This is a genomic window from Microvirga lotononidis, assembly GCF_034627025.1.
Taxonomy (GTDB): Bacteria; Pseudomonadota; Alphaproteobacteria; order Rhizobiales; family Beijerinckiaceae; genus Microvirga; species Microvirga lotononidis.
The window spans coordinates 995,369-1,021,010 of the sequence record NZ_CP141049.1 but is presented as its reverse complement, the minus strand read 5'-3'; the positions used below and the strand labels follow the sequence as shown (position 1 = coordinate 1,021,010).

The following is a 25,642-nucleotide window of genomic DNA, read 5'->3' as shown; positions in this document are numbered from 1 at the left end:
ATGGGGCCGATCAGGCGGCGCTGTTTGTCGGCAGCGGGATGACCTCGCTGCCGTCCTGGAATCTGACACCAGCGATCACCTTCGGCAACTGGTTTTCACCCATCAGCCGGCGCCAGGTTTTCGCAGCCGCCATGATGAGTTTGAACACCATCAGGCGAGCAGTCGTTGGAGACAGCGCGCCCTTGGTGCGCACGGTGCGGTGCCGCACGGTCGCAAACACGCTCTCAATCGGGTTCGTCGTGCGCAGATGGATCCAGTGCTCAGCCGGCCAGTCGAAGAAGGCTAGCAGCGCCCGCTGGTCCTTGCGCAGGCACTCCACCGCCTTCGGATAGCGTGCGCCATAGGCGTCCTCGAACAGATCGAGGGCGACCTCGGCCTGAGCGCGGGTCGGGGCGAGATAGATCTCCCGCAGGGCCCCCTTCATGCCGGGCTGCACGGACTTGGGCACCTTGTTGAGCACGTTCGCGGTCTTGTGCAGCCAGCAGCGTTGATGATGCGTGCCGGGAAAGAGCTCGTCGAGCGCCTTCCAGAAGCCCAGCGCTCCGTCTCCCACAGCAATGTGAGGCGCAATCGACAGACCCCGCCGCTTGATCTCGACCAGCAGCTCGCGCCAGCTCTGGGCACTCTCGCGCACGCCGGCCTGGAAGCCGATCAGCTCCTTCCTGCCCTCCGGGGTGGCGCCGATCAGCACCAGGATGCATTCAGCCTGGTCCGCCATCCGGGCCTGCAGGTAGACGCCGTCGGCCCAAACATAGACGTAGCGCCGAGCCGAGAGATCGCGGGCCTGCCAACGCTCGTACTCGCCCTGCCATTCGCCCGTGAGTCGGGTGACCACCGAGGGCGAGAGGTTGGGCGCATCCTGGCCGAGCAGGGCGGAGAGCGCCTCCTGGAAGTCGCCGGTCGAGAGCCCGCGCAGGTACAGGATCGGCAGCAGCGCATCCAAGCTTTTGGTGCGCCGCGCCCATTTCGGCAGGATCGCCGAGGTAAAGCGGATGCGGTCGGCATCATCCGTGGCGCCGCGGTCGCGGATCTTGACCCGGCGGACCGCCACCGGGCCGATGCAGGTCTGGAGCATGCGCTCGGGGCCATGCCCGTGCCGGACCAGGCGCTCGCGGCCGTCCGGCAGCTTGAGATCGCGCATGCTGGCCAGATAAGCCTCGGCCTCGCTCTCGATGGCTTGGGCCAGCAGCTTGCGCGCGCCGGCTCGGAGAAGATCGGTCAGGGGATCGTCGATCGTGTCGGGCTGACGAAGGCGGACAATGCTGGTAGTCTCGTTCATGACGTATCGCTCTCCTGGAGAGGTTCAGGCAGGCTCGACACCCGCCTCGATACGTCGCCTTTCTCAATCCGTCATCACCCATGTATGGATGCCCCCGTTCGCGCAAGGGATTTCTGAACAGCTTCGGCATGTGATCGGGTGCGGTCATGTATCAGGCCTTCTGTTGCGGCCATGATCATGCCGCTGGCCGGTATGGAGATACGCGGAGCAGGTGCAGATCAAATTCCCGAGCGCGAAGCTCTTTGGGTGATAATGCTTTTCCTGCTCCCGATCTGACCGATCGTTTTGCCCTTACTGTTCCTCGACCTCCTCACACGCCTGACGCACCGGCAGGATCGATGCCGGATCTCCCGATCACGACGCCGTTGCTGCCGGAACTCTGAAGTCCTCGCCTTTCGTCAGCATGGCCCAGGCGGACCGCGCCATCTTGTTCGCCAGCGCAATGGCCACGAGCATCCTCGGCTTGCGCGCCAGCATGCGGGCAAGCCAGGAGCCTTCCGGCGCGCTCTTGCGCCCTGCGCTCTTGACGACAGCCATCGCGCCGATGATGAGCAGACGTCGGATATCACGCTGGCCCATCTTCGAGGTGCGCCCGAGCACCTGCTTGCCGCCGGTGGAGTGCTGGACCGGGACAAGCCCGAGCCAGGCGGCGAAGTCGCGTCCGCGTCTGAAGCTCTCCATCGGCGGTGCGAAGGTTTCGATCGCCATTGCGGTGATCGGCCCGATCCCGGGCATGGTCTGCAGGCGTGACGTCGTCACCCCACGCGCGGCCTCGCGTTTCAACACCCTCTCGAGATCCGCGATCTTGCCGTCGAGGGCTGCGATCTGGTCGAGATAGAGGCGACCGAGTTCGACGACCAGTGGCTGAAGGGTCGTGTTGACGTCCTCGATCACATCGCTGAGCAGCTTCACTTTGGCTGTTCCCTGTGGCGCGACGACGCCGTGCTCGGCGAGATGCCCCCGCAGCGCATTGATCAGCTGCGTGCGTTGGCGCACGAGAAGATCCCGCGTGCGGAAGACCATCGCTCGCGCCTGCTGTTCCTCGGTTTTGACTGTGACGAACCGCATGGTCGGGCGTGCCGCCGCCTCGGCGATGGCCTCTGCGTCCGCCGCGTCGTTCTTCTGGCGCTTAACGAAAGGTTTTACATAGACCGGCGGGATGAGCCGCACTTCATGCCCGAGAACCTGAAGTTCGCGGCCCCAGTCATGCGCTGTGGCGCAGGCCTCCATCGCAACAATGCAACGTGGCTGCTTGGAGAAGAACGTCAGAACCTGCTGGCGGGTCAGTTTCCGGCGAAAGGCCACGCTCCCATCGGCGCGGGCGCCGTGCGCCTGAAAGACACGCTTTGCAAGGTCGAGACCAATGATGTTAACGTCTGTCACGGATGCCCTCTCCATTTGTGAATGATCCTCAGATCACCACCTTGGCACATTGTGATGCCGTCAGGAGGGGGCATCCACTCCATCACAGGTATAGTTCGGTCATGACTGAACCCTCCGCAAGCTACCCCCCTCGTCACTTCACACCCCATCGGCAGCTTAAGTCAACGGTATTGGGCCTAGATCTTTCGTCCGAAACCAAGGTCAAGTTGATCATCTCCGAGATATTTCGGATACTCAAACCCTCCTCCCGCACATCAAGCGAACTTAGGGCGTGGCACTGGATCGGTTCCTGTCCTGGCGCAGCCCCTTTTGCACAGGCGCTTGGAAGGAGCAGCCAAAGCAATTGCCAGAACAAATCGGCCAGCGCCATGTTGCTGCGCTTCGCTGCTGCCGCTTTACCTGCGAGGTCGATCGAGCCAAACTAACGGCGCTGCAAATCGGGCAACTGGCGGTCGGAGCCGGCGGTTTATGCTCCGTCGCTCCGGAACTGGGACCACCGGCATGTCCCTGGTGAGGTTGCAACATGCAGGCAGGGCAGACCCAAGGGCAAGATCAGGCGACGTCGCCAATCGTCTCGTCGCGTGTACTTCGAGCTGTTAGCGCTGTCACCGCTATCGGGATCTTCATTCTCGATACGATGACCCCTGCGGAGATCGCCGTCGCCGTACTGTACGTGGGCGTCGTGCTGCTCACGGCCAAGGTTCTTCAGGCGCGCGGTGTTGTGCTCGTGGCGGTGGGCTGCATGGCGCTGACGATGCTGAGCTATGTGCTGGCGCAGCACGATGCATCGCCAAGCATCGCTCTTTCAAACCGCCTTCTCAGCCTTGCGGCGATCGGCGTTACGGCATTCCTCGCCGTGCACAGCCGATCGAGAGAAACGGTGCTGCGCGAGCAGGCGGGTCTCCTCGATCTTACCCACGACACGATCTTCGTGCGCGACCCGAACGACGTCATCACCTACTGGAATCGCGGCGCCGAGGAGCAGTACGGGTGGAACAAAGGAGAAGCTATCGGCCAGGTCTCTCACCAGCTCACCCAGACGATCTTCCCCAGGCCGCTCGAAGAGATCACGGCCGAGTTGCTCCGCACAGGCCGTTGGGACGGGGAGCTCGTCCACACCAGGAAAGACGGCACGCAGGCGATCGTGGCGAGCCGCTGGTCGATGCGACGGGACGCACGGGGCCGTCCCGTCGCGATCCTGGAGACCAACAACGACATCACTGAGCGCAAGCGGGCGGAGGAGGCGCTGCGCGAGAGCGAGGAGCAATGGAAGGCGGTGTTCGAGTGCAACCCAACCATGTACTTCATGGCGGACGCGGCCGGCACCATCCTGTCCGTCAATCCCTTCGGAGCCGAGCAACTCGGCTATACAGTTGATGAACTGGTCCGCACTCCAGTGCTGAGCGTGTTCTACGAGCCGGACCGGGAGACCGTGCAGAGGAACATCGCTAGCTGCTTCGCCCAGCCTAACAAGGCGATGAGTTGGGAGGTTCGCAAGGTACGCAAGGACGGCACGGAGCTCTGGGTGCGCGAAACCGCTCGGTCCGTGCTGTTGAGGAAGTGCCAAGTCATCCTGGTCGCATGCGAAGACACTACTGAGCGCAAGTGCGCCCAAGAGGCGGCCCGGCGGAGCGAACAGGAGCTGCGTGATCTGATCGAGAACCTGCCGGCCATGGTGTACATCGTTTTGCCGGGGCCCTTCGGGCCTATTGCTGCGTTTGCCAGCCGGGGATGGCGCGAATACTCAGGCTTGTCCCAGGAGGACACGGCCGGATCCGGCTGGCAAAGCGTTGTCCATCCGGCCGACCTGGAGCGCAATTTGGAGAAGTGGCGAGTGTGCGCGGCGGTAGGCGAGCCATACGAAAATGAGTCGCGTTACCGCCGGGCGGCGGACGGGGCCTATCGCTGGTTCTTGGACCGTGCCGTGCCGCTGCGCGATGAGCACGGCACCATCCTCAAATGGTATGGCATTCTGACCGACATTGAAGACCGCAAGCGGGCCGAAGCCGCTTTGCGGCGGAGCGAGCACTACCTTGCCGAGGCGCAGCGCCTCAGTCACACCGGCAGTTGCGCCTACACCCCGGCCACCGAGCAAGTGATTTACTGGTCCGAGGAGATGTTCCGGATCTATGGATTGGATCCGCAACGCAGCCGTGCCCCCGACGTGAATGAGCTCGCTTGCTTTTGGCATCCGGACGATCGCGACCGAGTTCTCGAACGCATCAGGACGGCAGTCTGCGAGAAGGCCGAGTATGCGGTCGAGCACGGGATCGTGCTGCCCGACGGAACGGTCAAGCACCTGCACGTGAGCGGGCATCCGGTGTTCGATGACACCGGCGCTGTCGTCGAATACGTTGGCACGGTAATGGATGTGACCGAGCGCAGGCGCGCCGAGGAGGCGCTGCACAAGGCGCAGGCTGAGCTCGCGCATGTCACCCGTGTGACGACGATGAGCGCGCTAACCGCCTCGATCGCGCACGAGGTCAACCAGCCGTTGGGTGCCATCGTCACTAATGCCAATGCGGCCCTGCGCTGGCTCGCCCACGAGCCGCCCGAGCTCGACGAGGCCCGCGAGACGCTGGAGCGCATCACGCGGGACGGACACCGGGCCAGCGAGGTGATCGGCCGGGTACGCGCACTCCTCCGGAAGAAAGCCGCCGTCGCGAAGCGGGTGAACCTAAATGATCTCATTCAAAATGTGGTCGCCCTCGTCCATGGGGAGGTGAGCCAGCATCGGATCCTGCTGCGTACCGAGCAGGCGCCCGATCTACCGCCCGTGATGGGCGATCACGTGCAGCTGCAGCAGGTGTTGTTGAACCTGGTGCTGAACGGTATCGAGGCCATGAAGGATGTGACGGAGCGGCCGCGCGAGCTGCTGATCCGGTCCCGGCGCGAGGAAGCCGCAGTGCTGGTGGCCGTGCAGGACACCGGCGTCGGGTTGGAGTCACAGAATGCGGGACGGATGTTCGAGGCGTTTTACACGACGAAAGCGGAGGGGATGGGCATGGGTCTGGCCATCTGCCGCTCGATCATCGAGGCGCACGGCGGACGATTGTGGGCGAGCGCCAACGAGCCTCGGGGCGCGGTCTTTCACTTCAGCCTGCCGGTCGACCGGGACAGGCCATTGTGACCGAGAGCTCCTGGCCTATAAGCGGAAACCATCTCTAGATGTGAGTTCTGATCAGGTTGTTCCAGCGAGGGCCTGAGCCGGTGTTCGTCGGCCAAGACTACCATGCGGGCGCTACTGATTATACCAGGTCAACCACCGCGGCAGGTCAGCGGCCCGAGCATCCGATGAACTGAACGGGATCGCATAGGCCCACTCCCGCAGAAGGGTCTGGATGAAGCGCTCGGCCTTGCCTTTCCTTCAAGTCTAGGACTGCAGTTCGTGCTGACACTCAAGCACGCATAGAGTTCGAGGTTACACACCCGTTCCATCCGTGGCGCGGCCAGCGCTTCGTGCTATCGACCCGCAAGCAGAACTGGGGTGAGGACCGCGTCATGTTCTACGACGCGGAGGGACGGCTTCGCTCTCTGCTTGCGTCATGGACCGACGTCGCCGGACCCGATGTTTTCATTCAGGTCGCGGCCTGCGGGTCGTTCGTGCGTCCCGATGATCTGGCAACCTTGGCGGCGTTGATCGCGCAAATTGAGCGCAGCCATGGCGGCTGACCGCGTGTCAGGCAATTTATGCCGCAGATGTCATGCTAATTATGCCGCGGCACGCAGCCTTCACTCTCGGCATTGGCCTCGACTCCGCGCCAAGTTCCAGCGTGTATCCCGTACGTTAGCTGGCTTTATCAGATTGACGGATCCGCTTGTGAGGCATAATTTATCTTACATATCGGGAAGGGGTTATGCCATGCCCAATGAGACCAAACGCGATCGACTGCGCCGGCTCGTATCGGGCGACATGTAAAACTAGATCCCTGACGACATGAAGAGCTGGACCCATCGCGCCTACTTTTGAGAGGACGAGATGAGGTCACAGGAATGTCAGAGTTCTCCCCGGGCGGAGGTCCCGCGGGGAGAGGTGATGCGAACGCCGGATGATGTGACGGCGATGCTGCGGTTGAAGGCTCTGGGCTGGGGCATCAAGCGGATTGCCCGCGAACTGGGGTGCAGTCCCATGACCGTTCGTCGTTACCTGGCCGAAGGCGGCTACCGGGTCTATCGGCGTCCCATCCGCCGGCGCACGCTGACGGGGCTCGAGGACTGGCTGGCCGAGCGCTTCCACCGCCATGCCGGCAATGCCGATGTCGTGCGCCAGGAGCTTGTCGCTGAGAAGGGTATTGACATCAGCCTGCGCACGGTGGAGCGGGCCGTCGTCGGTCTGCGGCGTGAGCTGGCGGCACAGGCGCGAGCCACCGTCCGTTTCGAGACCCCGCCCGGGCACCAGTTGCAGATCGACTTCGGCGAGCGGCGCGTCCTGATTGCCGGAACCTCCACCAAGGTGTTTCTGTTCGTGGCCACTCTGGGCTATTCGCGCCGCCTGCATGTCCGTGCCTTCCGCAACGAGCGCCAGGAGAGCTGGTTCGAGGGGCTGGAAAGCAGCTTCCGGCATTTTGGTGGGGTGCCCGCTGAGGTCCTGTTCGACAATGACCGTGGCCTGGTCCAGCACCATGACGTCCAAACGCGGGAAGTGGAGTTCAATGCCCGCCTGCGCGCCTTTGCCCGGCATTGGGGCTTCCGGCCGCAGGCCTGCTTTCCGTACCGGGCCCGCACCAAGGGCAAGGACGAACGCGGCGTTGGCTATGTGAAGAAGAACGCGGTCGCCGGACGTGCCTTTGAGAGTTTCGCCGCCCTTGAGGCTCATCTCGCGCAGTGGGAGCGCGAGGTGGCTGATCAGCGGGTGCACGGCACCACCGGGGAGGTGCCGGCCGAGCGCTTTGCCCGCCAGGAAGCCCAAGCCCTCAAGCCGCTGGATGGAATTCCATCCTTCCAGGTTCTGCGGGAGGTCACGCGCAAGGTCCATGCCGACTGTGCCATCGAGGTGGATGGCAATGCCTATTCGGTGCCCTGGCGGTTGATTGGAGCGACCGTCCGGGTGGTGATCTCGGACAGGACCGTGCGCATCTGTCATGCCGGCCAGGAGGTGGCGGTACATGTCCGGCCAGCGGGACGCCGGCAGCGCCTGGTCGATCCGGCGCACTTTGAGGGGGTTGCCGGCTTTGGCGGCAAGGTGGTTCGCGCCGAGCCTGCCGCGGGGATGTTGCTGCGGCCCCTGGCTGAATACGAAGCCGTAGCCGGGGGAGGCTTCTGATGGAGGTCTCGCACGATCATCTGGTGGCGATGCTCACCCGGCTCAAGCTGACGGCCATCCGCGACCAGCTCGACAGCCTGGTGGACGAGGCGGGGCGGCGGGAGTTGACGATCCGGGAAGCCCTGGGACTGTTCTGCGAACGGGAGATCGCGCGCAAGGACGAGCGGCGGATCGAGATGAGCATTGGCTTGGCGCGATTTCCGTTTGTGCGTGATCTGGCAGGCTTCGACTTTGCGGCCCAGCCCTCCATCGACAAGGGCCAGATCCGGGAGTTGGCCACGGGCCGGTTCATTGCCAATGGCGAGGCTGTTCTGCTCTTGGGACCGCCCGGGGTCGGCAAGACGCATCTTGCCGTGGCCCTCGGCCGGGAGGCGATCGTGGCCGGCTACACGGTCTTGTTTGTGCCTGCGCCCGCGCTGGTGGCGCAGCTGGCCAAGGCTCATACCGAGGGGCGGCTTGAGGAGCGGCTGATGCACTATACCAAACCGAAGCTGCTGATTGTCGACGAACTTGGGTATCTGCCGTTTGAACCGGATGCAGCGCACCTGTTCTTCCAGCTTGTCAAAGATCGTCATTCATAATGATGCTTCCTCTTCTGGTCACGTCAAACCGCCGGCCCGGGTAAGCGTCGTAGGTGCCACTCCCAAACTTGGCCATGCGGCACCCGGAAGGCTTGATAGTCTCTGTCGCGAACCTTCGCCCAAAGCGCATCCCGCGACAAATGCTCATCCGCCATCACTTGGGCAAAGCGCGGCAGGCGATAACCGATCGGGCTCGTGCCATCGAGGCGAGCCAGATCGTCTTCATTCAAGCGAACCCAGACCCGCGATGCCGTCTGATGTTGATCGAAGTCCAAGACGCCGTGACGTACCCACACATGCAGCAAGGAGGGCGAGACGCCAAGCCGCTGCGCGGCCGTCCTGGCCGGCATCAATCCATCCGCACGCTGGACAGCCCCTTGCGTTTGCAGGGGACACAACGTGGGAATGCCATGCTGCTTGCGCATCGAGTGAACCCGGGCATAGGTCCAGAACTTGCCAGTCCGCGTGCGGAATCCTTCAGTGTTCAGCCACATTGCGATCTGATGGTCAGGGTATTTCTCTGCCAGAACGCGCAGACGCGCGAGCACCTCGGGCTCAGTGCAAGCATGCCACCCCACTGGCGGACAGTGCACCTCGTGCCGGCTTGTCGCTCCACCGCTCCACACAATGACGACCTCCGCCCGGCGGTGCTGGGGATCAACAGAGACGACAACCTCTGACATGACCAGGCGCAGCAAGCGCTTGCGGTCCACAGCAGTGGTCGTGCCGGCATGCCAGAGGCCTGGCAGATCTCCGGCCAGATGCCGAACGGCTTGTTGCTCGGCCCCATCCAGAGGCAGCAGTTCCGTCCGCCGGATGACGGCGTAGTCCTGCTCCAGCTGCTCGAGCGTTTCCAAGGCCGCATTCCACCGTGTCTCGAGCGTTCGGGCGACCAAGCGGTTCTCGGGCTCGATCGCATCGTATTGTCGCTGAGCGCGCTGGACATCGTAGCGGGCGCGTTCAAGCCTGAGCTGCCACTGCCGGTCGAGAGCCTGACGCTCGTGTTCGAGCACGGCGAGCGCCTCCAAGGTCGTCGCAAGGGCTGCCGGCTTGACCGCCTCCAGGAAAGCCTCTCCCGCCGCCCGATCGAGATGCGAGATCGGGAAGGCCTGACACAGCGGGGCGCCGTAATCAATCTGCGCCCGCCGGCACTCATAGCGCAGACGATCGCTGCCATGGCTGACGCTCATGCGCCGGCCACAGCGCCCGCAGATCACGAGGCCTTGCAGCAGAGCGCGTCCCTCGCGCGGGGCGCCGTGCCGTTTGGCAGCGAAGTTGTAGAGGTTGTCCTGCAGGGAGCGCCGGTTCAGCAGGTACTGATCATAGCTGAGATAGGCCGGATAGACGCCTGGGATGACGATATCCCACTCATCCACGGGGCAGCGTCGGGTGGTCACGACAGGAGGATCCCCGGGGCTGATCTCCTGCTTGCGGCGCCCGTAGACGAAGACTCCGGCGTAAACTGGGCTGGTCAAAACCTGCTGGATCATCTGGTAGGTGGGCCGGACCCAGACGATGCGGCCAGCCTCGGCGCCCTGCTGGATCAACCGCGGCATTTTGAGGCCGTGATCCGCCAAGTAGCGCTGAACCGCGCGCCCGTTGCGCAGCAGGGCGAAGCGCTCGAAGATCCGGATCAGCACGGCCCGGACCTCGTCGTCGGGATCGAGCACGACGGTGCCGTCCCCCAGCCGCCGATAGCCGACCGGCAGGCGCAGGGCCAGCTCGCCGCGCCGGGCCTTGTTGAGCAGATTGCCGCGCATCCTGGCATGCAGGATATGCAATTCCGCGGCAAATAGGGTGCCTTTGACGCCCAACAGCAGTCTGTCATTTGGATCCTGCGGGCAGTACACGCCGTCCTCGTCCGCAATCAAGGTGCGGAAGACGGCACACAATTCGATCACGCGATGCCAGTCACTGTTGCGGCGCGACAGGCGAGAGACCTCCGTCACCAGAATGATGCCGACCTCTCCCAGGCCGATTGCAGCGACCAGGCGTTGAAAGCCCGTCCGCAGGTGGCTGCTGGCGCCAGACTGTCCCAGGTCCTCGTCAATGACTTCGACCTGGGGTGCGGCCCAGCCCATCTGGCACGCTCGCTCGGCCAGCTGATACTGCCGGCGGGTGCTCTCCTGGTTGTTCTGGACCTGCCGCGGCGTCGACTGGCGAATGTAGACGATGGCGCGTCGCGTCAGGTGACGGGGTTCGATTTTGGGGAAGATCGCAGTCATGGCACGGCTTTCCTTGCGCGTGCGCGTGTCCCGGGGCGAGGCGAAGCTGGCGCTGCACGAGGTCGGTCCAGAGGGCGACCATGAGCTGGCGGATCTCGGGCTGGAGGGTGCTCCACACCTGGAGGGGTGGGGTCTGACGGTGCAGGCGCATGGCGGGCCTCGGGAGCAGGAAACGGCGCATTGCGTAAACCAGCGACCAGGCTGGCCAGCGCCCGGAGACTGCCGGGGGTGAAGGTGAGAGCCGGAGCGGCCACCCTGGGCAGCGGAGCCGCTGCCTCCACGTGGCGAGCCGGTAGAACCTGCCGCCCGCCATCCGAGCCTTCAATAACCAAGTGCGGTTCACCGTTGTGGCGCTTGCGCCGTATCACGCGGACCAGTTGGCCAAACAGGGGATGGTGTGAGGCTGTAATCCGAACCCGTTCGACCGAACGGGGATCCAACTCATCAGTTTGGTGGTCGTTGTTCTCGGCGCTATGAACGGGGGGCGATGCTGGTGACGTCCAACCGCGCTGTGGGCGAATGGGGATCGGTTTTTGGGGACGCGGTTGTGGCGACGGCGATTTTGGACCGCCTGCTTCACCATAGCCACGTGCTCATGATCCGGGGCGACAGCTATCGTTTGCGGGAGAAACGTCGCAGCGGTCTGTTGAAGGCTGCTGCCATATCCGATCCGAAGGGATCAGCTTAATGCGGAGGGTCTAGTTCTATCTGTCGCCAGGGGTCTAGTTCCGAATGTCGCTTGAAAGCTCGGAGCCCTCAACCCTCGTCCCGAAGCCGTCCGCGCACTCTGGTTTCGGGAGTCCAGCTTCTTCGATCCTCTCGATCTCGTGCAGGTAAAGTACGAGATGCTGCGTCACGTCCAGGAGGGCGGCGTCACCAAGGCCGAAGCCGCCGCGCTTTTCGGTCTGTCGCGCCCAACCTACTATCAGGCCGAGGCCGCGTTCGAACGCGAGGGCATCACCGGCCTGCTGCCGCGGCCCCGGGGGCCGAAGTCGGCCCACAAGCTCACCGCCGAGGTTATGCAGCTCATCGAGCAGAACCAGCAAGCGGGGGCCCCGTTGCAGGCACGGTCCCTGGCGCAACTGCTGCATTCGACACTCGGTATCAGTGTCCATCCCCGCAGCATCGAACGCGCGATCGCCCGTAAAAAAACGGTGAGACCCATGCGCGCATCCCGACACTGCCGCACGGCTGCAAGGATTGCTATGAGACGCTGCGCGCCGCCGTCCTGTGCGGTCAGGCCTGCGTCAAGGACATGGGCGCCATCGTTTTTCATGGCTTTTGGCAAGGGCTGGCGGTGCTGATCGCGGCTCCTCAGCCTTCCCCGCCGCCCCATCGGCGGCCGGAACCACCGCCCACGGCTTCAGCGGCCGTGCACGATCGCCAGCTCGTGCACATGCTCGCCAACATGGTGCTGGCAGCAGAGACGCGAGGCAATCATGTCTACTGATATTGCCATGAAGGTTGACGCCGACCATCTGCGGCGTGATGCGTTCCTCTACGTGCGTCAGTCCTCTCTTCGTCAGGTGTTCGAGAACACCGAGAGCACCAAGCGGCAATATGCCTTGCGTGATCGCGCCGTGGCGCTGGGCTAGCCCATCGAACGTGTCCATGTCATCGATAGCGACCTGGGACTCTCCGGCGCGCAGTCGCAGGACCGCGACGGTTTCCAGCACCTGGTGACCGAAGTGGCGATGGGACATGCAGGGATCGTGCTGGGGCTGGAAGTGTCGCGCCTGGCACGCAACAATGCCGACTGGTACCGGCTGATCGACCTGTGCGGGCTGTCCGACACCTTGATCGGCGACGCGGACGGCCTGTACGAGCCCATATCTTGATACCCTGCGACCGTCTCCAGATAGCTCCGGCAACCCGGAGCAGGTCATGGTCACGGATCCCGGCCACCCGCTGTGGGGACGCCGCTTTGTCGTAGTCTCCATCCCACGTTCCCTGTGCATCGGGAGCCACGTGCGCGTGGCTTATGGCGACGACGCCGTCTTGCGGATCCCCGTCGCAGCCACAAACCTGAGCCCACCGTCATGCCGTCAACCGGTGACCAAACTCACCCTCGAGGCGATCCGCGATCTGATTCGCCTCGCAACCGAGGGTGAAACGCCATGCCCGTCGAGCCCCACCGCGTCTGGCTCAGCCTCTGTGCCGACCGCCGCCGCGGCATCCTCAATGACCTCGTCGTCCTCCTGTCGGAGATGAGCCATGATGTCCGAACTCGTCACCCCGCGGCATCTCAGCCGCAAGGCAGTGATCTACATCCGCCAGTCCAGTCCGCAGCAGGTGCTGACCCATCAGGAAAGTCTGCACCTGCAGTATGCGCTGCGCCAGCGCGCCGGTGATCTCGGTTGGAGCGACCGCGACATTGACATCATCGACCAGGATCTCGGCCTGAGCGGCGCGTCGGCCGATCACCGCGTCGGCTTCAAGGACCTGATCGCCCGGGTCCCCTTGGGGGAAGTCGGCCTCGTGCTGTCCTACGATGTCACCCGGCTGGCCCGCAACTGCTCCGACTGGTATCCGCTGTTGGATCTGTGCGGCTATCGCGGCTGTCTCATCGCCGATCGGGACGGCATCTATGACCCGGGCTCGCCCAATGGGCGCCTGCTGCTGGGCCTCAAGGGAACGATCTCGGAAGTCGAATTGCACACGTTGCGCGGCCGTCTCACGGCGGGCCTGTTGAGCAAGGCCCAGCGCGGCGAGTTGGCGTTGCTGCTCCCGACAGGCTTGACGCGCGACGCCACCGGCACAGTGACCAAGGATCCGGATCTCGAAGTGCAGGGCCGGATCGGTCTGGTGTTCGCCACCTTTCTGGAATGCGGATCCATTGCCAAGGCCGTGCGGGTCTTCCAGGCCCGGGGGCTCAGCCTGCCGCGGCGAACCGTCCCGGATGAGGTGAGCTGGCGCGTGCCGACCGCCGATGCCCTGTATTCGATCTTGACCAACCCGGCATACGCAGGGGCCTTCGTCTACGGGCGCACGCGCACCAGCCGACCACCAGGCGGGCGCTGCCAGACGACGGCGGTGCCGATGGCCGAGTGGACAATCGTGGTGAAGGATCGCTATCCGGCCTACATTGACTGGCACGGCTTCGAGCGGATCCAGGCCATGCTGCACGACAACTATGCCGAATACACCCGCAAGACCACCCGCGGTGCCCCGCGCAACGGGCCGGCTCTCCTGCAGGGGATGGTGTGGTGTGGGGCGTGCGGTCATAAGCTCCAGGTCCAGTACAAGGGCGGCACCCGCTACATCTGCAACGCCCTGCACCGCAGCCAGAATGCGCCGGTCTGCCAGCACCTGCCGGCGGATCCGATCGATGCGCGGGTGATTGCTGCGTTCTTCGAGGCAGTGGCGCCGGCCGAGTTGGAGGCCTGGGAGCAGACGCAGACGGCCCGGCTGCAGGCGGCCGCTGCCCTGGATCGGGCCGAGGCCCAGTGAACCGTCCCGGGATTCCCGGAGGCTCCAACACCTGACAGGATGGAGCCATGACGAAGCGAACACCCCCGTATTCACCAGAGGTCCGCGAGCGGGCGGTCCGGATGGTTTTCGAACACCGCGACGAGTACGCCTCGCAGTATGAGGCGATCCTGTCGATTGCGGCCAAGATCGGCTGCTCGCGCGAGACGCTGCGCCACTGGGTGCGGCAGGCCGGGTGCGACCAGGGCCTTCGCCCCGGGCCGACGAGCCAGGAGCAGGAGAAGATCAAGGCCCTTGAGCGGGAGGTACGCGAACTGCGCCAGGCCAACGAGATCCTGCGCAAGGCCAGCGCCTATTTTGCCCAGGCGGAGCTCGACCGCCGCTTCAAGCCATGAAGGCCTTCATCGACGAGCATCGTGAGGTCTACGGGGTCAGCCGATCTGCCGTAGGACCACCGTCAGCGACGCCGCTGCCCCTTGCCCGCGCGACCGGGTCAACCGGCAGTTCACGGCGGCGCGGCCGAACGCCTTATGGGTGAGCGACTTGGCACCGTTGCAGTAACTTGAAAACGGCATAACGGACCCGGTTTAACGGGCCGCTCAGGCAGCAAGACCGAAGAGCTGATTGATGAGACGGACTTCGCCTGTCGCTCGACATCCCCGCTTGTTGTAATGACCGCGGCGGATCATGCGCATGGTTTCGAAGCCCATCAGGGTCACGGCGGCGGTTCTCATCGTCTGGAAGCCGCGCGTCGGCCGGATGACGCGCTTGAGCGCGCCATGATCGGCCTCGATGATGTTGTTGAGGTATTTCGAGGTGCGATGTTCGACGTCCTGCGACAGCAGCCCTTCGTCCTGCAAGCGTCGAATGGCGTTCGGATAGGATGCCAGTTTGTCGGTCGTGATGGAGGAGGGAGGATAGTTGCTCACTATCCTCAGAGCTTTGCGTAAGAAGCGATAAGCGGCTCCAGTATCACGCCGGCCGGACAGCATGGAGGCAATCAGACGACCGTGTTTGTCGACCGCTCGAAACAAGTATCGCCAGCGCCCCCCACGCGCACATAGGTCTCGTCCACCCGCCATGAGCCTGAGCGAGGTCCCTGGTTTGGTCGCACCCGCTTCTCAATCTCCGGGGCATAGCGTTGAACCCAGCGAAAGATCGTGCTTGGATTAACGCTGACACCGCGCTCGGACATCATTTCTGCCAGATCGCGATAGCTGATCCCGTACTTGCAGTACCAGCGCACGCACAGCAGGACGATCTCGACTGGGAAACGGCGGCGCTTGAACAAAGACAACAGGGCGGCTCCTCGATTGGCCGCTCTGGATTATACTGCCGAGGTTACCGCAACAGTGCCCTCGATCCGGCATCGCACGTGCTGGACGTGATAGTTCCACGCCCGCAATTTCTGCAAGGCGCTTCCAGCTGGCCGACCCCGTACTCCTGTCTGGACCACATGTGGGCGCCCGCCTTTGGCCTGCACCGCAGAGGCAAACATCGACCCGCGGTAGGCACTATCGGCGTAAACATCACTAGGGTTCTCCGGCAACGCCCCGCCGCCAGCCCGCCCGTCATGGATGTTGCCGGGTGTAACGGTCAATTCCTCGACGAGAGCCGTATCAGCATCCGCCGCCACATGCGCTTTGAAGCCGTGAATGGCCCTGCGCCGCTTGTGCCCGGCCCAGGCCGCCTCCTCATCCCGATCACTGGCCGAGGCAATCACCGTCGCATCGATCAGCGTGCCTATCTTGATGGTGATCGCTTGGTCTTTGAGCTGACGCGTCACCTCGTCGAACAGCGCCTTGTCGAGACTGCGCCGCGCCAACTCGCGCCGGAACCGCACGAAGGCGATGCGCTCAGGGGTGGGCTCATGGGCGGCGAAGCCGCAGAAGCGCCGGAATGAGGCGCGGTCTTCCAGCGCCTCAGCCAGCTTCACATCCGACAGATCGTACCAGATGGCCCGCAGCGGAGCGCAAAACAGGGCCAGCGGTGGCCAGGCAGGTTCACCTTTGGCCGAGGCGTAGATGTTGACCAGCTGCCGATCCAACGAGGACCAATCGATCATCTCCGACAGCCGGTCCAGGGAACCGCGATGGGGTGTCCGATCGGCGCCAAACGCGAAGACTTCCTGTCCAATCTGACGGCGTGCCATGGGACCGCTCCCGTCATGTTAAGCGGCCCTATTGAATCACTCCAACAGCCAAGGGTCGAGCCCACCCGCACACAGGTCTCATTACCGTTCATGGTGCAGTTGTTGGCAACCCCTCCGGCCAAGCACAACTGCTTCATACCGGTTGCCTCGCGATAGTGCCGGGGTACGTGAACCACAATCCGCTCCAGTGCTTTCTGCACTGCTCAAAGAGCGAGTGAAGAAGCGGGATGTCCATAGGGCGCGAGCTCCATGACCTTTCATTCGTCGAACATGTCGGATCCCAGATACCGGATCGTCTCGAGGTAAAACAGCTCCAGAGAATTCTTCTCTGGAAAGGTCTCAAACTTCGTAACTTCGGTTCCAGAACCTAGCGCCAAGCGGCCGGAGAGGAAATCACCACTCTCATCGATCGCAAGAATCAGTCTTTGCTCGAACCCCGACATCGCAAACGCACTCGCAGCGTGCGCCTGATGGTGACTTGCGAGTGAGACCCGCGAACCATCAACTTCGGTACCGAACTCCTGCACTAGCAAGGTACGCAGCAGCACTTCGGCACCCAACGGAATGGAGGTGTCCGGCTGGAAAACGAACAGGCAATCGACGAAGGCATTGCAATTGGCCTCGGTAGCTTAGAAGGTGATACAGACGATGTCGCTGAGTTTAACCCACGCAGGTGCAAGGCAGTATTGAATCGACCCGCTCGGGAACTTGTTGGAGTGCTTGATACGACTGAAGCGCTCATCCATGACGGCCGCTATCACGCGTCCGTCACGATCGCAGGCGGGACGATTATTATCACCGCCACCGTGCATCTGATCGTGCGAACACTGCGAAGCAAACAGAAGAGTCCTTTCAAAGGTATCGTTTCCCGCTGATCAGCGCTACCCTAATCGTCCCAGGTCGGGTTGAGGTGGATGGCATGGAAAATGGCACGATGCAGACAACAGGCAGCGAGTGTGTTCTAGCTCGGATGCATTCAGACACCATTGGATTACAGAGTGGTCCTGATCGAGGAAACCGATCGGATTCGGGTATTCGATCATCATTGACGGGAGGAAAGCGAAGATACGCAGTCGACGCTTTACACGTTAGCAACCCGGCTCACGATTCAAGCTGACCGTCGCAGATGAACATGAGCCGATGATACAGATTTGAGGATCAGGAGGATGCAGATGTACACCGAACGTGAAAAAATGCTGGCGGGGGAGCTTTACGATGCTCTCGATCCGGATCTTGTTGCAGAACGATACAGGGCCAGAGATTTATGCCAGAAGTTCAACGCTTCTCGTGATGTGGAGGAACACCTACGCCGAGACCTGTGCAAGCAAATCTTTGCAAAGGGTGGTGACACGGTGTGGATACAGCCGCCATTCTACTGTGACTACGGCTCGAACATTGAGCTAGGCGAGGGGATATTCTTTAACTTCAACTGTATTATCCTCGATGTCTGCCGGGTTCGTATCGGAGATTACACGCTTTTCGGGCCAGCCGTTCAGATCTTGACACCCATGCACCCACTCGATCCAGCCCTGCGCCGGAAACAGCAGTATGGCAAACCAATTGAGATCGGATCGGAGGTATGGGTGGGAGCGGGTGCATTAATCCTGCCCGGTGTGAGCATCGGATCAGGGACAGTGATCGGTGCTGGTAGTGTTGTCACTCGTGACGTCCCAGCTGGAGTATTCGCGGCTGGCAATCCCTGTCGTGTTACTCGCGAGATTACTGCGGGTGAGGTGCCGTCCGGGAGGTGGTAGACTTTTGAGGGTGGCGTAGTCTCCGGGTGCTGCAACCCACACAGCGGGATTCGGGCGTTGGAGCGCTCCGGTCCCGTGGGAGACCACGCCATGACGGACCTTATCAGCAAGACAGATGCTGCGCATCCTGCCGGCCAGCCGCAAGCCCGGCTTTTCGACGATTGGATCGACCCGATCGAGACCGGCGTGCGCGAGCGGGTGCGGGGCTGGATCGAAGCCCTCATTCAGGCGGAACTCGAGGCGGCTCTGGGCCGGCCGCGCTATGGCCGCAAGGAGCGTCCCGCACCACCCGCCTCCACTCACGGCTATCGCCATGGCAGCCGCTGCCGCAGCCTGACCGGCACCTTTGGCCAGACAGAGATTTCGGTGCCGCGAGCGCGCTTGCGTACCGAGGATGGCCGCACCACTGAGTGGAGAAGCGCAACCCTTCGGGCTTATCAGCGGCGCACCAAGGCCGCCGATGCGCTGATTGCCTCAGCGTATCTGGCCGGCACCAACACCCGGCGGGTCCGCCGGGCCTTAGCCGCCCTGTTCGGCGGAGCCATCGGCAAGGACACGGTCAGCCGGGTCTGGCGCAAGGTGCAGACCGACTGGCAAGCCTGGAACCAGCGCTCGCTCGCCGACGAGCCGATCGTCCGGCTGATCCTTGACGGCACGGTGGTGCGGGTCCGGCTCGACAGGAAGGCGACCTCGATTTCGCTGCTGGTGGTGATCGGGGTGCGCGAGGATGGCCAGAAGGTGCTGCTGGCGGTCAAGAACATGGGCGGGGAGACCACGGCCGCCTGGCGTGCGGTGCTCGACGACCTCGTGGCACGCCAGCTGCGCCGGCCGGCCTTTGTCATTGTGGATGGCGCGCCGGGCCTGGAGCAGGCGCTCGCGGCGGTGTGGGAGGGGGTCCCGCTGCAGCGCTGCACGGTGCATAAGCACCGCAATCTGCTCGCCCATGCGCCCAAGCGGCTGCATGAGGAGATCACGGCCGATTACACGGATATGATCTATGCCGCCACGGCCGAGGAGATGAAGGAGCGGCGCAAAGCCTTTGTTCGCAAATGGCAGCTGCGGCATCCGGCGGTGGCCGACAGCCTGGAGGAGGCCGGCGAGGCACTGTTTGCGTTCACAAAGCTGCCGCCCTCGCAGTGGAAGTCGGCCCGAACCACCAATGCGATCGAGCGGCTGCATGAGGAGTTCAAGCGGCGGATCAAGACCCAGACGGTGCTGCCTTCAGCGGCGACCGCGGCCATGCTGTTCTGGGCGCTGCTGGCGTCCGGCCAGATCACGATGCGCAAGGTCGATGGCTGGAAGACGCTTCCCAAAATCTCATCGAGCCAGGAGATGATTGACGTTGCTGCTTAACCCCATATCCTAAGCATGCTGGAGACTGCGCCACTCCAATTTCTACAGCCCTCGCGCCGCTGCCGCGGGTGAGCGCCAATCATACTCACCCACACCCTAAAGGCAGAGTCTGGTCCTGCCGGCGCTTGCAATTAGCCCGGTTAATTCACGGCGCCCCTTTTAATGTCTGCTGTGCGAGCCTTGCTGGTGGTTCCGACCGGATTTCAGGCATGACTTCACCACCGCCGAGCCTTCGGCTGGGTGAACCGTCCCGGGATTCCCGGAGGCTCCAACTCCTGACAGGATGGAGCCATGACGAAGCGAACACCCCCGTATTCACCAGAGGTCCGCGAGCGGGCGGTCCGGATGGTTTTCGAGCACCGCGACGAGTACGCCTCCCAGTATGAGGCGATCCTGTCGATTGCGGCCAAGATCGGCTGCTCGCGCGAGACGCTGCGCCACTGGGTGCGGCAGGCCGGGTGCGACCAGGGCCTTCGCCCCGGGCCGACGAGCCAGGAGCAGGAGAAGATCAAGGCCCTTGAGCGGGAGGTGCGCGAACTGCGCCAGGCCAACGAGATCCTGCGCAAGGCCAGCGCCTATTCTGCCCAGGCGGAGCTCGACCGCCGCTTCAAGCCATGAAGGCCTTCATCGACGAGCATCGTGAGGTCTACGGGGTCGAGCCGATCTGCCATGTGCTGCCGATCGCCCCGTCAACCTACTACGAACATGCCGCTCGCAAGGCCAATCCCGATCGAGGGTCTGCACGAGAACGCCGGCATGCTGAACTCAGCCAGGAGATCCGCCGGGTCTTCGCGGCCAACTTCGGGGTCTATGGCGTCCGCAAGATCTGGCGCCAGCTGCAGCGTGAGGGCATTGATGTTGCGCGCTGCACGGTCGCCCGGCTGATGCGGCAGATGGGCCTGAAGGGTGTGGTGCGCGGCAAGAGCGTCAGGACGACCGTCAGCGACGCTGGCGTGCCGTGCCCGCGCGACCGGGTCAACCGGCAGTTCACGGCGCCGCGGCCAAACGCCTTGTGGGTGAGCGACTTCACCTATGTGGCGACCTGGTCGGGCTTTGTCTATGTCGCCTTCGTGATCGACGCCTTCGCTCGCAAGATCGTGGGCTGGCGCGTGTCGCGCTCAGCCCGGGCCGCGTTCGTGCTCGATGCCCTGGAGCAGGCTCTCCACGAGCGGCGACCTCTCCGGCAAGCCAACCTCATTCACCACAGCGATAGAGGGGGTCAAGACGGATTCAAACGGTCGTCGCAACATGGATTCTGTTGATCTCCCGCAGCCATTCGTCAAGCGCCTCTGCAGGGGTTTTCCAGCCCAACGTCTTTCTTGGCCTTGAGTTGAGGGCGGCCGCGACAGCCGCAATCTCCTCGGCGCTGTGCGCGCTCAGATCAGTGCCTTTCGGGAAGTACTGACGCAGCAGCCCGTTCGTGTTCTCGTTGGTACCACGCTGCCATGGGCTTTGCGGATCGCAAAAGTAGACCTGGACGCCCGCATCGATCTTGAGACGGGCATGCTGAGCCATCTCGGCGCCTTGATCCCAGGTCAGTGATCGGCGCAGCTCTTCGGGTAAGGTGATGATTGTGCGCGTGATCGCGTCGCGTACAGCCTCGGCCCCATGCCCAGCCAGCGCAGGCCCGTTCTTGATGCGCGGCCAATCACCGTGGCCTGCCAAACGGGGAAGATGAAGCAGCATCGTGAAGCGGGTTGTGCGCTCGACCAGAGTGCCGATCGCCGAGCTGCCAAGGCCCAGGATAAGGTCTCCTTCCCAATGACCTGGTACCGCCCGATCGGCCGCTTCGGCAGGACGCTGGCTGATCATGATCTCGGGTGAGACAAAACTCTTGCCGCGCCGGCGGACGCGTGCCCGCGGCACCCGCAATACCCGCCCGGTTCGCAAGCAGGCCGTGAGTTCGCGGCGCAGCGCTCCTTTGCCTTGGACGAAGAGGGCCTGATAGATCGCTTCGTGGCTGATGCGCATAGTCTCGTCATCCGGAAAGTCGATCGGCAGGCGTCGGGCAATCTGCTCCGGGCTCCAGGCTCTGGCCCACCGCCGATCCTGTCGCTTGCCATGCCGGCGGCTCTTCCAGGCGACAGTAGGACCGGGAACGGAAACACCGCTTGGAGCAACGACAACACCGGCCAGTCTCTCCTCGACATAAGTGCGCAAGGTCGCGTTGAGGGCAAGCTTCGTCGGCTTCGGGCGCCGGGCTGATCGCTCGGCATGCCACTGGGCGGTCGTGGCACGGTACTCCAGTCCGCCGCTGCGGGTGGCTGCGTTGCGCCGTAGCTCACGGGAGATCGTCGAGGCGGGACGACCGAGCCGGCGCCCGATCTCCTGCATGGAACGGCCCTGGACCCGAAGAAGCGCAATCTCCTCTCGCTCCAGCAGCGACAGGTATCGCCCGGAAAGGGGCTTGGCCGAGGATCTGAATATCGCCGGGGGCATGCCACCTGCCTTTCGGAACCATCTGTATCCGACAGGTTGTGACACACCGGCTTCGACCGCAGCATCCTCGCTGCTCATTCCAGCTGCGATCGCAAGCCAAAACCGACGCCCTTCATCGCGTCCCGCCACAGGGGGCCGGCCTGGTGACGGGAGAGGGGCTCGCCCAGACCGATCCGACCGCCGCTTTCGAATGCTCATCGCAACCTCCTCCTTCAGGGTGTTGCGACGACCGTTTGAATCCGTCCAATACGTGTCATTTAACCCGATTATTGATCCGGTCCTCATTGTCTTGAGCATGCGGCGTAGCGGACGGGTTTGTGGCTGAAATAGCTTCGGACGCGCCGGGGCGATTTCGAGAGGCGACGCATATGGCTGACCGTTGCCCGCTTGAGCTGCTGTTTGCTGCGCGCGGGCGCCTGGCGGGTGACAACCTGCTTCAGGTCGGCGTTCAGGCACTCCTCCGGGTTCAGCTCCGGGCTGTAAGCCGGCAGGTAGAAGACCTCGATCTTCGCCCGATGCGCGGTAAGCCAGTCGCGGACCCGGGCGGCGCGATGCACCCGCAGCCGGTCCAGGATCAGGAACACCTTGCGCTTTGCCTCGCGGATCAGGCGTTGCAGGAAACGGATCAAGATTGCGGCATTCACCGCCGCGTCGACAATCATCCAGCGCAAGGCGCCGCGATTGCTCACCGCCGCGATCAGGCTCAGCCCGGCGCGCCGATGGCAGACCCGGATCACCGGCGTCCGGCCCCGGGGCGCATAGCCGCGGCCGCGCACGTCGTCGGCGCGCAGACCGGTTTCGTCACCCCAGAAGATGGTGCCCCGCGCCTGCCGGGCCGCCGCGACGATGGCCGGGTACTCCCGCCGCAGCCAGTGCCGCACCGCGGCCGGGTTCTGCTCGTACGCCCGCCGGAGCGGCTTCTGCGCGGTGAAGCCCCAGCGCGCCAGATACTTGCCCACGGTTCGCACGGCCAGCGCAATCCCACAGCGCTGCCAGATCACCGCACGCACCGCCGCCCGGCTCCACAGGGCGAACGGCAGGTCCAGTTCGTCCGGGGTGTGCCGGCAGATCAGGCGCTGAATCTCGGCCTCCTGGGCGGCATCCAGCAGCCGTTGCTCATCCGGCTTGCGCCCGCGTGGCTTGCTCACCAGCCCCTGCGCGCCCTCGGCCGCAAACCGCTGGCAGATGTCGAAGACCCCGGTTGGCGACAGCCCAACCTGGGCCGCGATCGCCCGGTAGGTCAGCCCGCGCTCCCGGAGCCCAATGACTTGCCGCCGGCGCTCCTCTTGAGCCGCCGCCGGCAGCTTGCGCATGTCCACGTGCTTCATGCTGATGAAGCTGGAGCCAACCAAGACCCTTTCAAGACAATGAGGACCGGCTCAATAATTCACGGCGACCCTTCTGAGGTTGGCTTTGCGAGCCTTACTGGTAGCGTTGATGGGCTTTCAGGCATGTCCTCACCACCTCCAAGCGTTCTGCGTGGCGGATGAGAGCGGCGGGTTTGCAGGTGGACGGGACAGGGCTCGGGTCAGGGGCGTGTGTGCCCCATTGATCAGGTGACGAGGCGCGGCAGACGGCCGAGAACCACGCGCAGGATCGTCTGGTCAGGACAGGCGCTCGGCAAGTGCAGCTGGATCTGGGTCTTCCGTTCAACCACCCGGGCGGCGATCTTGATCAGACGCAGCCGCAAGGTATCAAATTGCGCGATGCGCCAGAGCGAGCGCTTCGGCATCCTCGCGCGCAGGACCCACATCAGCCAATAGGCGCCGGCATGCAGGAACAGCCGGAACTGGTTCGCCGTCGCTTTGGTACACGACGTGCGGTCGGCTGCCAGGTGGGCTTTCCAGGCCTTGATGTGGTTTTCCGCCATGCCGCGCCGACAGTAGATCCGCTCGTAGAGCATTTTGGCTCTGCCGCCAGTGAGATTGGTGACGATGAAGCGGGTGTCGCTGCCCTGCGCGCCGGCCTCAACCCGGGCGATGATGCGCTCGACCCGGCTCCAGCTTGCAGCACCGTCGAAGAACTCCGTGAAGCGCCGCACCTTGCCTCTCTGGGGAGCCGCGGCAAAGCGCGCCTTGGCGCTCGCCTCCAGACCCGTGATGTGCCGGCGCAGGGTCGAGGTTGAGGCCACTCCGAGGATGAAGTCGATGCGATTGGCGCGGCACCAATCGATCACCACTGGACCGCAATCGTGGCTGTCGGCCCGGATCAGGATGCGGGTGGTGGGCCAATGGGCTCGGAGCGCTCGGATGAGCCGGCGCAGATGAGCCCGGATCTCGCTGCCCTTGGGCCGCCTGGCCGGCCGCAGCACGGCCGTGATGAACCGCCCCTCACCGTCGAACACGACCATGGGCTGAAAGCCGTATTCGTCGTAATGAGCATTGAACAGGCGCAGTTGCTGATCGCCGTGAACGGCATCGAAGGTATCGTCGAGGTCGAGCACGATCTGCTTCGGCACCTGTCGGAACGAGGCGCAGTACAGCTCGACCATGGCCCGACCCATGCGCACCCGAGAGCGAGCATCGGGCCTGTTCTCCAGGCGCGAGAGTGTCGGCTGTGAGGCGAGATCGCGCTCGGACGGGAGACCGTCCTGCGCCATCTTGAAGATCGGGTCGGAGCGCAGGCTGATGGCGTCGTTGCCGTCCGCGTAGCCAGCGGCGATCATCAGCAGGCGGAAGCGGATCAGATCAGGCAGGCGATGAACGACCTGATCCTGAGAGCGTGGGTCATCGATGCACGCGGCGAGCCGCTCGGCGACACCCAAACGCTTCTCCACCTCGCGCAAGGCGAGAACACCGGCATCGGAGGACAGCAGGCCGCCGTCGAACCGCGCTAGAACGGATTTGCCGCCACCAGGTGACAGGCCCGGCAGTGGAAGCGTAGAGTGGTTCATGGCGGGTGGGTTCTCCCGAAAATGACGCGGATCGGCCCTCCATGAATTTTCCGGGTTAAGTACACCGAACGCCTCGCCGAGGCGAGGATTGAGCCATCCGTCGGCAGTGTCGGCGACGCGTACGACTGCTCTGGCGGAAACCGTCATCGGCCTGTTCAAGACTGAGGTGATCCATCGGCGTGGTCCGTGGCGCTCCTTTGAGGCCGTCGAATTCGTCACCCTAGAATGGGTCGATTGGTACAACAACCGGCGCCTGCTCGAGTCCATCGGCAGCATTCCGCCCGCCGAGGCGGAAGCCACCTACTATGCCCAGCTTGAGCTCACGCCGATGGCCGCATAGAATCCAAGCCAATTAGCCTCCGGAAAATCCGGCGCGGTTCAGAGAGATACAGATCGAGGATCCTGGGTCCCGGCTGTCGCACGGCACACCCGGGAAAGCTTTCGGCCTGAGCAAACCTCCTCACCGTGCCGCGCCAGGCCATTCGTGCGGCTGATCGCCAACAGCTTCTCTCCACGGGCATGTCGTTGCCGGACTTCCTCATAGAGAGCCTGCCAACGGGCTCGACTGTCGTCACTGGCGGCCTGATCCGCCCGCGTGCGAGGGTAGGTGCGAGTTCGCCGTCCTGAGGCTACAGGCGGTTGCTCGATGAGAGGCAGACGCCGCAGCCGGACCTGGGCTGCCGCCAGCCAGCGCTCGAACATTTGGCGGGCATTCAACAGCAGATGCCAACGATCCGCGACCTGGATTGCGTGTTCGAGGCGATCGTGATCATGGTTTCCAGATGATCGTGATCATCCATTCCAGGGCGGCGTGATCATGGTTTCCAGAGGGTCGTGATCGCCCGTTCCAGCGATCGTGATCAGTCTTCCGAGACCGTGAAGTGGTGCTTG

The 25,642-nt window shown here is 63.6% G+C and carries 15 protein-coding genes, 11 pseudogenes and 2 other annotated features; of the genes and pseudogenes, 14 read left to right on the top strand and 12 right to left on the bottom strand.

The genetic code is table 11. The features are described from left to right. Window positions 1–10: 10 nt before the first annotated feature. Both U0023_RS28675 and U0023_RS28670 read right to left on the bottom strand, forming a co-directional pair. On the bottom strand, window positions 11–1,279 hold the full coding sequence (locus U0023_RS28675) for an IS256 family transposase (protein WP_009489155.1): 1,269 nt from the start codon (window positions 1,277–1,279) through the stop codon (window positions 11–13). 354 nt (window positions 1,280–1,633) lie between these two features. Continuing rightward, entirely contained in the window at window positions 1,634–2,662 is a 1,029-nt protein-coding gene (locus U0023_RS28670; protein ID WP_040637926.1) for an IS110 family RNA-guided transposase, read from the bottom strand. Window positions 2,663–3,185: 523 nt separating this feature from the next. Here U0023_RS28670 and U0023_RS28665 point away from each other — a divergent pair. Then, window positions 3,186–5,792 carry a PAS domain S-box protein gene (locus U0023_RS28665; RefSeq protein ID WP_009489110.1) on the top strand — a complete coding sequence of 869 codons (2,607 nt, stop codon included), beginning with the start codon at window positions 3,186–3,188 and terminating at the stop codon, window positions 5,790–5,792. A 114-nt stretch (window positions 5,793–5,906) separates the two neighbouring features. On the opposite strand, the pseudogene U0023_RS35745 reads toward U0023_RS28665, so the two are convergent. Continuing rightward, window positions 5,907–6,023, bottom strand: a pseudogene (locus U0023_RS35745) (integrase core domain-containing protein); the annotation flags it as partial. 98 nt (window positions 6,024–6,121) lie between these two features. On the opposite strand from U0023_RS35745, the gene U0023_RS28655 reads away from it, so the two are divergent. From U0023_RS28655 to U0023_RS28645, 3 genes and pseudogenes are all read left to right on the top strand, one after another. Further along, a complete protein-coding gene (locus tag U0023_RS28655) occupies window positions 6,122–6,334 on the top strand; it encodes a DUF5372 family protein (RefSeq protein ID WP_040637833.1) in 213 nt (70 codons plus the stop codon). Window positions 6,335–6,698: 364 nt separating this feature from the next. Beyond that, entirely contained in the window at window positions 6,699–7,925 is a 1,227-nt protein-coding gene (gene istA / locus U0023_RS28650) for an IS21 family transposase (RefSeq protein ID WP_322883813.1), read from the top strand. Beyond that, window positions 7,925–8,500: pseudogene (locus U0023_RS28645) on the top strand (ATP-binding protein); the annotation flags it as partial. The gene istA and the pseudogene U0023_RS28645, both read left to right, overlap by 1 nt. A gap of 29 nt (window positions 8,501–8,529) precedes the next feature. Here the strand turns inward: U0023_RS28645 and U0023_RS28640 are convergent. After that, window positions 8,530–10,731, bottom strand: a complete 2,202-nt coding sequence (locus tag U0023_RS28640) for a recombinase family protein (protein WP_009495314.1) — start codon at window positions 10,729–10,731, stop codon at window positions 8,530–8,532. Between U0023_RS28640 and U0023_RS28635 the strand changes: the two genes are divergently transcribed. Next, on the top strand, window positions 10,730–10,963 hold the full coding sequence (locus tag U0023_RS28635) for a hypothetical protein (protein WP_040639775.1): 234 nt from the start codon (window positions 10,730–10,732) through the stop codon (window positions 10,961–10,963). The genes U0023_RS28640 and U0023_RS28635 overlap by 2 nt on opposite strands. A gap of 13 nt (window positions 10,964–10,976) precedes the next feature. Here U0023_RS28635 and U0023_RS35740 read toward each other — a convergent pair. Then, window positions 10,977–11,099, bottom strand: a pseudogene (locus tag U0023_RS35740) (hypothetical protein); the annotation flags it as partial. A gap of 89 nt (window positions 11,100–11,188) precedes the next feature. Here U0023_RS35740 and U0023_RS28630 point away from each other — a divergent pair. From U0023_RS28630 to U0023_RS28610, 5 genes and pseudogenes are all read left to right on the top strand, one after another. Then, window positions 11,189–11,419: pseudogene (locus U0023_RS28630) on the top strand (ATP-binding protein); the annotation flags it as partial. A gap of 157 nt (window positions 11,420–11,576) precedes the next feature. Beyond that, on the top strand, window positions 11,577–12,035 hold the full coding sequence (locus U0023_RS28625) for a helix-turn-helix domain-containing protein (protein ID WP_245273187.1): 459 nt from the start codon (window positions 11,577–11,579) through the stop codon (window positions 12,033–12,035). A 135-nt stretch (window positions 12,036–12,170) separates the two neighbouring features. After that, a pseudogene (locus tag U0023_RS28620) lies at window positions 12,171–12,566 on the top strand (recombinase family protein); the annotation flags it as partial. A gap of 379 nt (window positions 12,567–12,945) precedes the next feature. Then, complete coding sequence (locus U0023_RS28615) at window positions 12,946–14,181, top strand: recombinase family protein (protein ID WP_009495319.1); 1,236 nt, start codon at window positions 12,946–12,948, stop codon at window positions 14,179–14,181. 47 nt (window positions 14,182–14,228) lie between these two features. Next, window positions 14,229–14,703, top strand: a pseudogene (locus U0023_RS28610) (transposase); the annotation flags it as partial. Continuing rightward, window positions 14,510–14,637, top strand: a sequence feature (AL1L pseudoknot). Its footprint overlaps the pseudogene before it by 128 nt. A 56-nt stretch (window positions 14,704–14,759) precedes the next feature. Here U0023_RS28610 and U0023_RS28605 read toward each other — a convergent pair. The 3 genes and pseudogenes from U0023_RS28605 to U0023_RS35735 form a co-directional block, all read right to left on the bottom strand. Continuing rightward, window positions 14,760–15,457 (bottom strand): annotated as a pseudogene (locus tag U0023_RS28605) (IS6 family transposase). Window positions 15,458–15,487: 30 nt separating this feature from the next. Continuing rightward, a complete protein-coding gene (locus tag U0023_RS28600; RefSeq protein WP_009489114.1) occupies window positions 15,488–16,312 on the bottom strand; it encodes an IS5 family transposase in 825 nt (274 codons plus the stop codon). Window positions 16,313–16,395: 83 nt separating this feature from the next. Then, a pseudogene (locus U0023_RS35735) lies at window positions 16,396–17,124 on the bottom strand (carbamoyltransferase N-terminal domain-containing protein); the annotation flags it as partial. 360 nt (window positions 17,125–17,484) lie between these two features. Between U0023_RS35735 and U0023_RS28590 the strand changes: the two are divergent. The 3 genes and pseudogenes from U0023_RS28590 to U0023_RS28580 form a co-directional block, all read left to right on the top strand. Then, on the top strand, window positions 17,485–18,066 hold the full coding sequence (locus U0023_RS28590) for a sugar O-acetyltransferase (RefSeq protein ID WP_009489117.1): 582 nt from the start codon (window positions 17,485–17,487) through the stop codon (window positions 18,064–18,066). Window positions 18,067–18,156: 90 nt separating this feature from the next. Beyond that, complete coding sequence (locus U0023_RS28585) at window positions 18,157–19,419, top strand: IS256 family transposase (protein WP_009488662.1); 1,263 nt, start codon at window positions 18,157–18,159, stop codon at window positions 19,417–19,419. Between the two features lie 291 nt (window positions 19,420–19,710). Further along, window positions 19,711–20,642: pseudogene (locus U0023_RS28580) on the top strand (IS3 family transposase); the annotation flags it as partial. Further along, window positions 19,992–20,108 (top strand) — a sequence feature (AL1L pseudoknot). It overlaps the preceding pseudogene by 117 nt. A 7-nt stretch (window positions 20,643–20,649) precedes the next feature. Here the strand turns inward: U0023_RS28580 and U0023_RS28575 are convergent. The 3 genes from U0023_RS28575 to U0023_RS28565 all read right to left on the bottom strand — a co-directional run bounded on the left by U0023_RS28575 (window position 20,650) and on the right by U0023_RS28565 (window position 24,751). Next, the gene (locus U0023_RS28575) at window positions 20,650–22,056 is read right to left on the bottom strand and encodes an IS30 family transposase (protein WP_040637887.1); all 1,407 of its coding nucleotides are present in this window, start codon (window positions 22,054–22,056) and stop codon (window positions 20,650–20,652) included. Between the two features lie 83 nt (window positions 22,057–22,139). Further along, complete coding sequence (locus tag U0023_RS28570; protein ID WP_009488659.1) at window positions 22,140–23,186, bottom strand: IS630 family transposase; 1,047 nt, start codon at window positions 23,184–23,186, stop codon at window positions 22,140–22,142. A 224-nt stretch (window positions 23,187–23,410) separates the two neighbouring features. Further along, complete coding sequence (locus tag U0023_RS28565) at window positions 23,411–24,751, bottom strand: IS1380 family transposase (RefSeq protein ID WP_009489118.1); 1,341 nt, start codon at window positions 24,749–24,751, stop codon at window positions 23,411–23,413. A 54-nt stretch (window positions 24,752–24,805) separates the two neighbouring features. On the opposite strand from U0023_RS28565, the pseudogene U0023_RS28560 reads away from it, so the two are divergent. After that, a pseudogene (locus U0023_RS28560) lies at window positions 24,806–25,091 on the top strand (integrase core domain-containing protein); the annotation flags it as partial. Window positions 25,092–25,131: 40 nt separating this feature from the next. Here U0023_RS28560 and U0023_RS28555 read toward each other — a convergent pair. Continuing rightward, window positions 25,132–25,501 (bottom strand): annotated as a pseudogene (locus U0023_RS28555) (ISL3 family transposase); the annotation flags it as partial. Between the last annotated feature and the right edge of the window lie 141 nt (window positions 25,502–25,642).

Bases quoted from the DNA above. Each gene is read 5' to 3' on its own strand.
- U0023_RS28675 (WP_009489155.1), bottom strand. From the start codon at position 1,279: ATGAACGAGACTACCAGCATTGTCCGCCTTCGTCAGCCCGACACGATC.
- U0023_RS28665 (WP_009489110.1), top strand. From the start codon at position 3,186: ATGCAGGCAGGGCAGACCCAAGGGCAAGATCAGGCGACGTCGCCAATC.
- istA (WP_322883813.1), top strand. From the start codon at position 6,699: ATGCGAACGCCGGATGATGTGACGGCGATGCTGCGGTTGAAGGCTCTG.
- U0023_RS28635 (WP_040639775.1), top strand. From the start codon at position 10,730: ATGGCACGGCTTTCCTTGCGCGTGCGCGTGTCCCGGGGCGAGGCGAAG.
- U0023_RS28640 (WP_009495314.1), bottom strand. From the start codon at position 10,731: ATGACTGCGATCTTCCCCAAAATCGAACCCCGTCACCTGACGCGACGC.
- U0023_RS28625 (WP_245273187.1), top strand. From the start codon at position 11,577: ATGCTGCGTCACGTCCAGGAGGGCGGCGTCACCAAGGCCGAAGCCGCC.
- U0023_RS28615 (WP_009495319.1), top strand. From the start codon at position 12,946: ATGATGTCCGAACTCGTCACCCCGCGGCATCTCAGCCGCAAGGCAGTG.
- U0023_RS28600 (WP_009489114.1), bottom strand. From the start codon at position 16,312: ATGGCACGCCGTCAGATTGGACAGGAAGTCTTCGCGTTTGGCGCCGAT.
- U0023_RS28590 (WP_009489117.1), top strand. From the start codon at position 17,485: ATGTACACCGAACGTGAAAAAATGCTGGCGGGGGAGCTTTACGATGCT.
- U0023_RS28585 (WP_009488662.1), top strand. From the start codon at position 18,157: ATGACGGACCTTATCAGCAAGACAGATGCTGCGCATCCTGCCGGCCAG.
- U0023_RS28575 (WP_040637887.1), bottom strand. From the start codon at position 22,056: ATGAGCATTCGAAAGCGGCGGTCGGATCGGTCTGGGCGAGCCCCTCTC.
- U0023_RS28570 (WP_009488659.1), bottom strand. From the start codon at position 23,186: ATGAAGCACGTGGACATGCGCAAGCTGCCGGCGGCGGCTCAAGAGGAG.
- U0023_RS28565 (WP_009489118.1), bottom strand. From the start codon at position 24,751: ATGAACCACTCTACGCTTCCACTGCCGGGCCTGTCACCTGGTGGCGGC.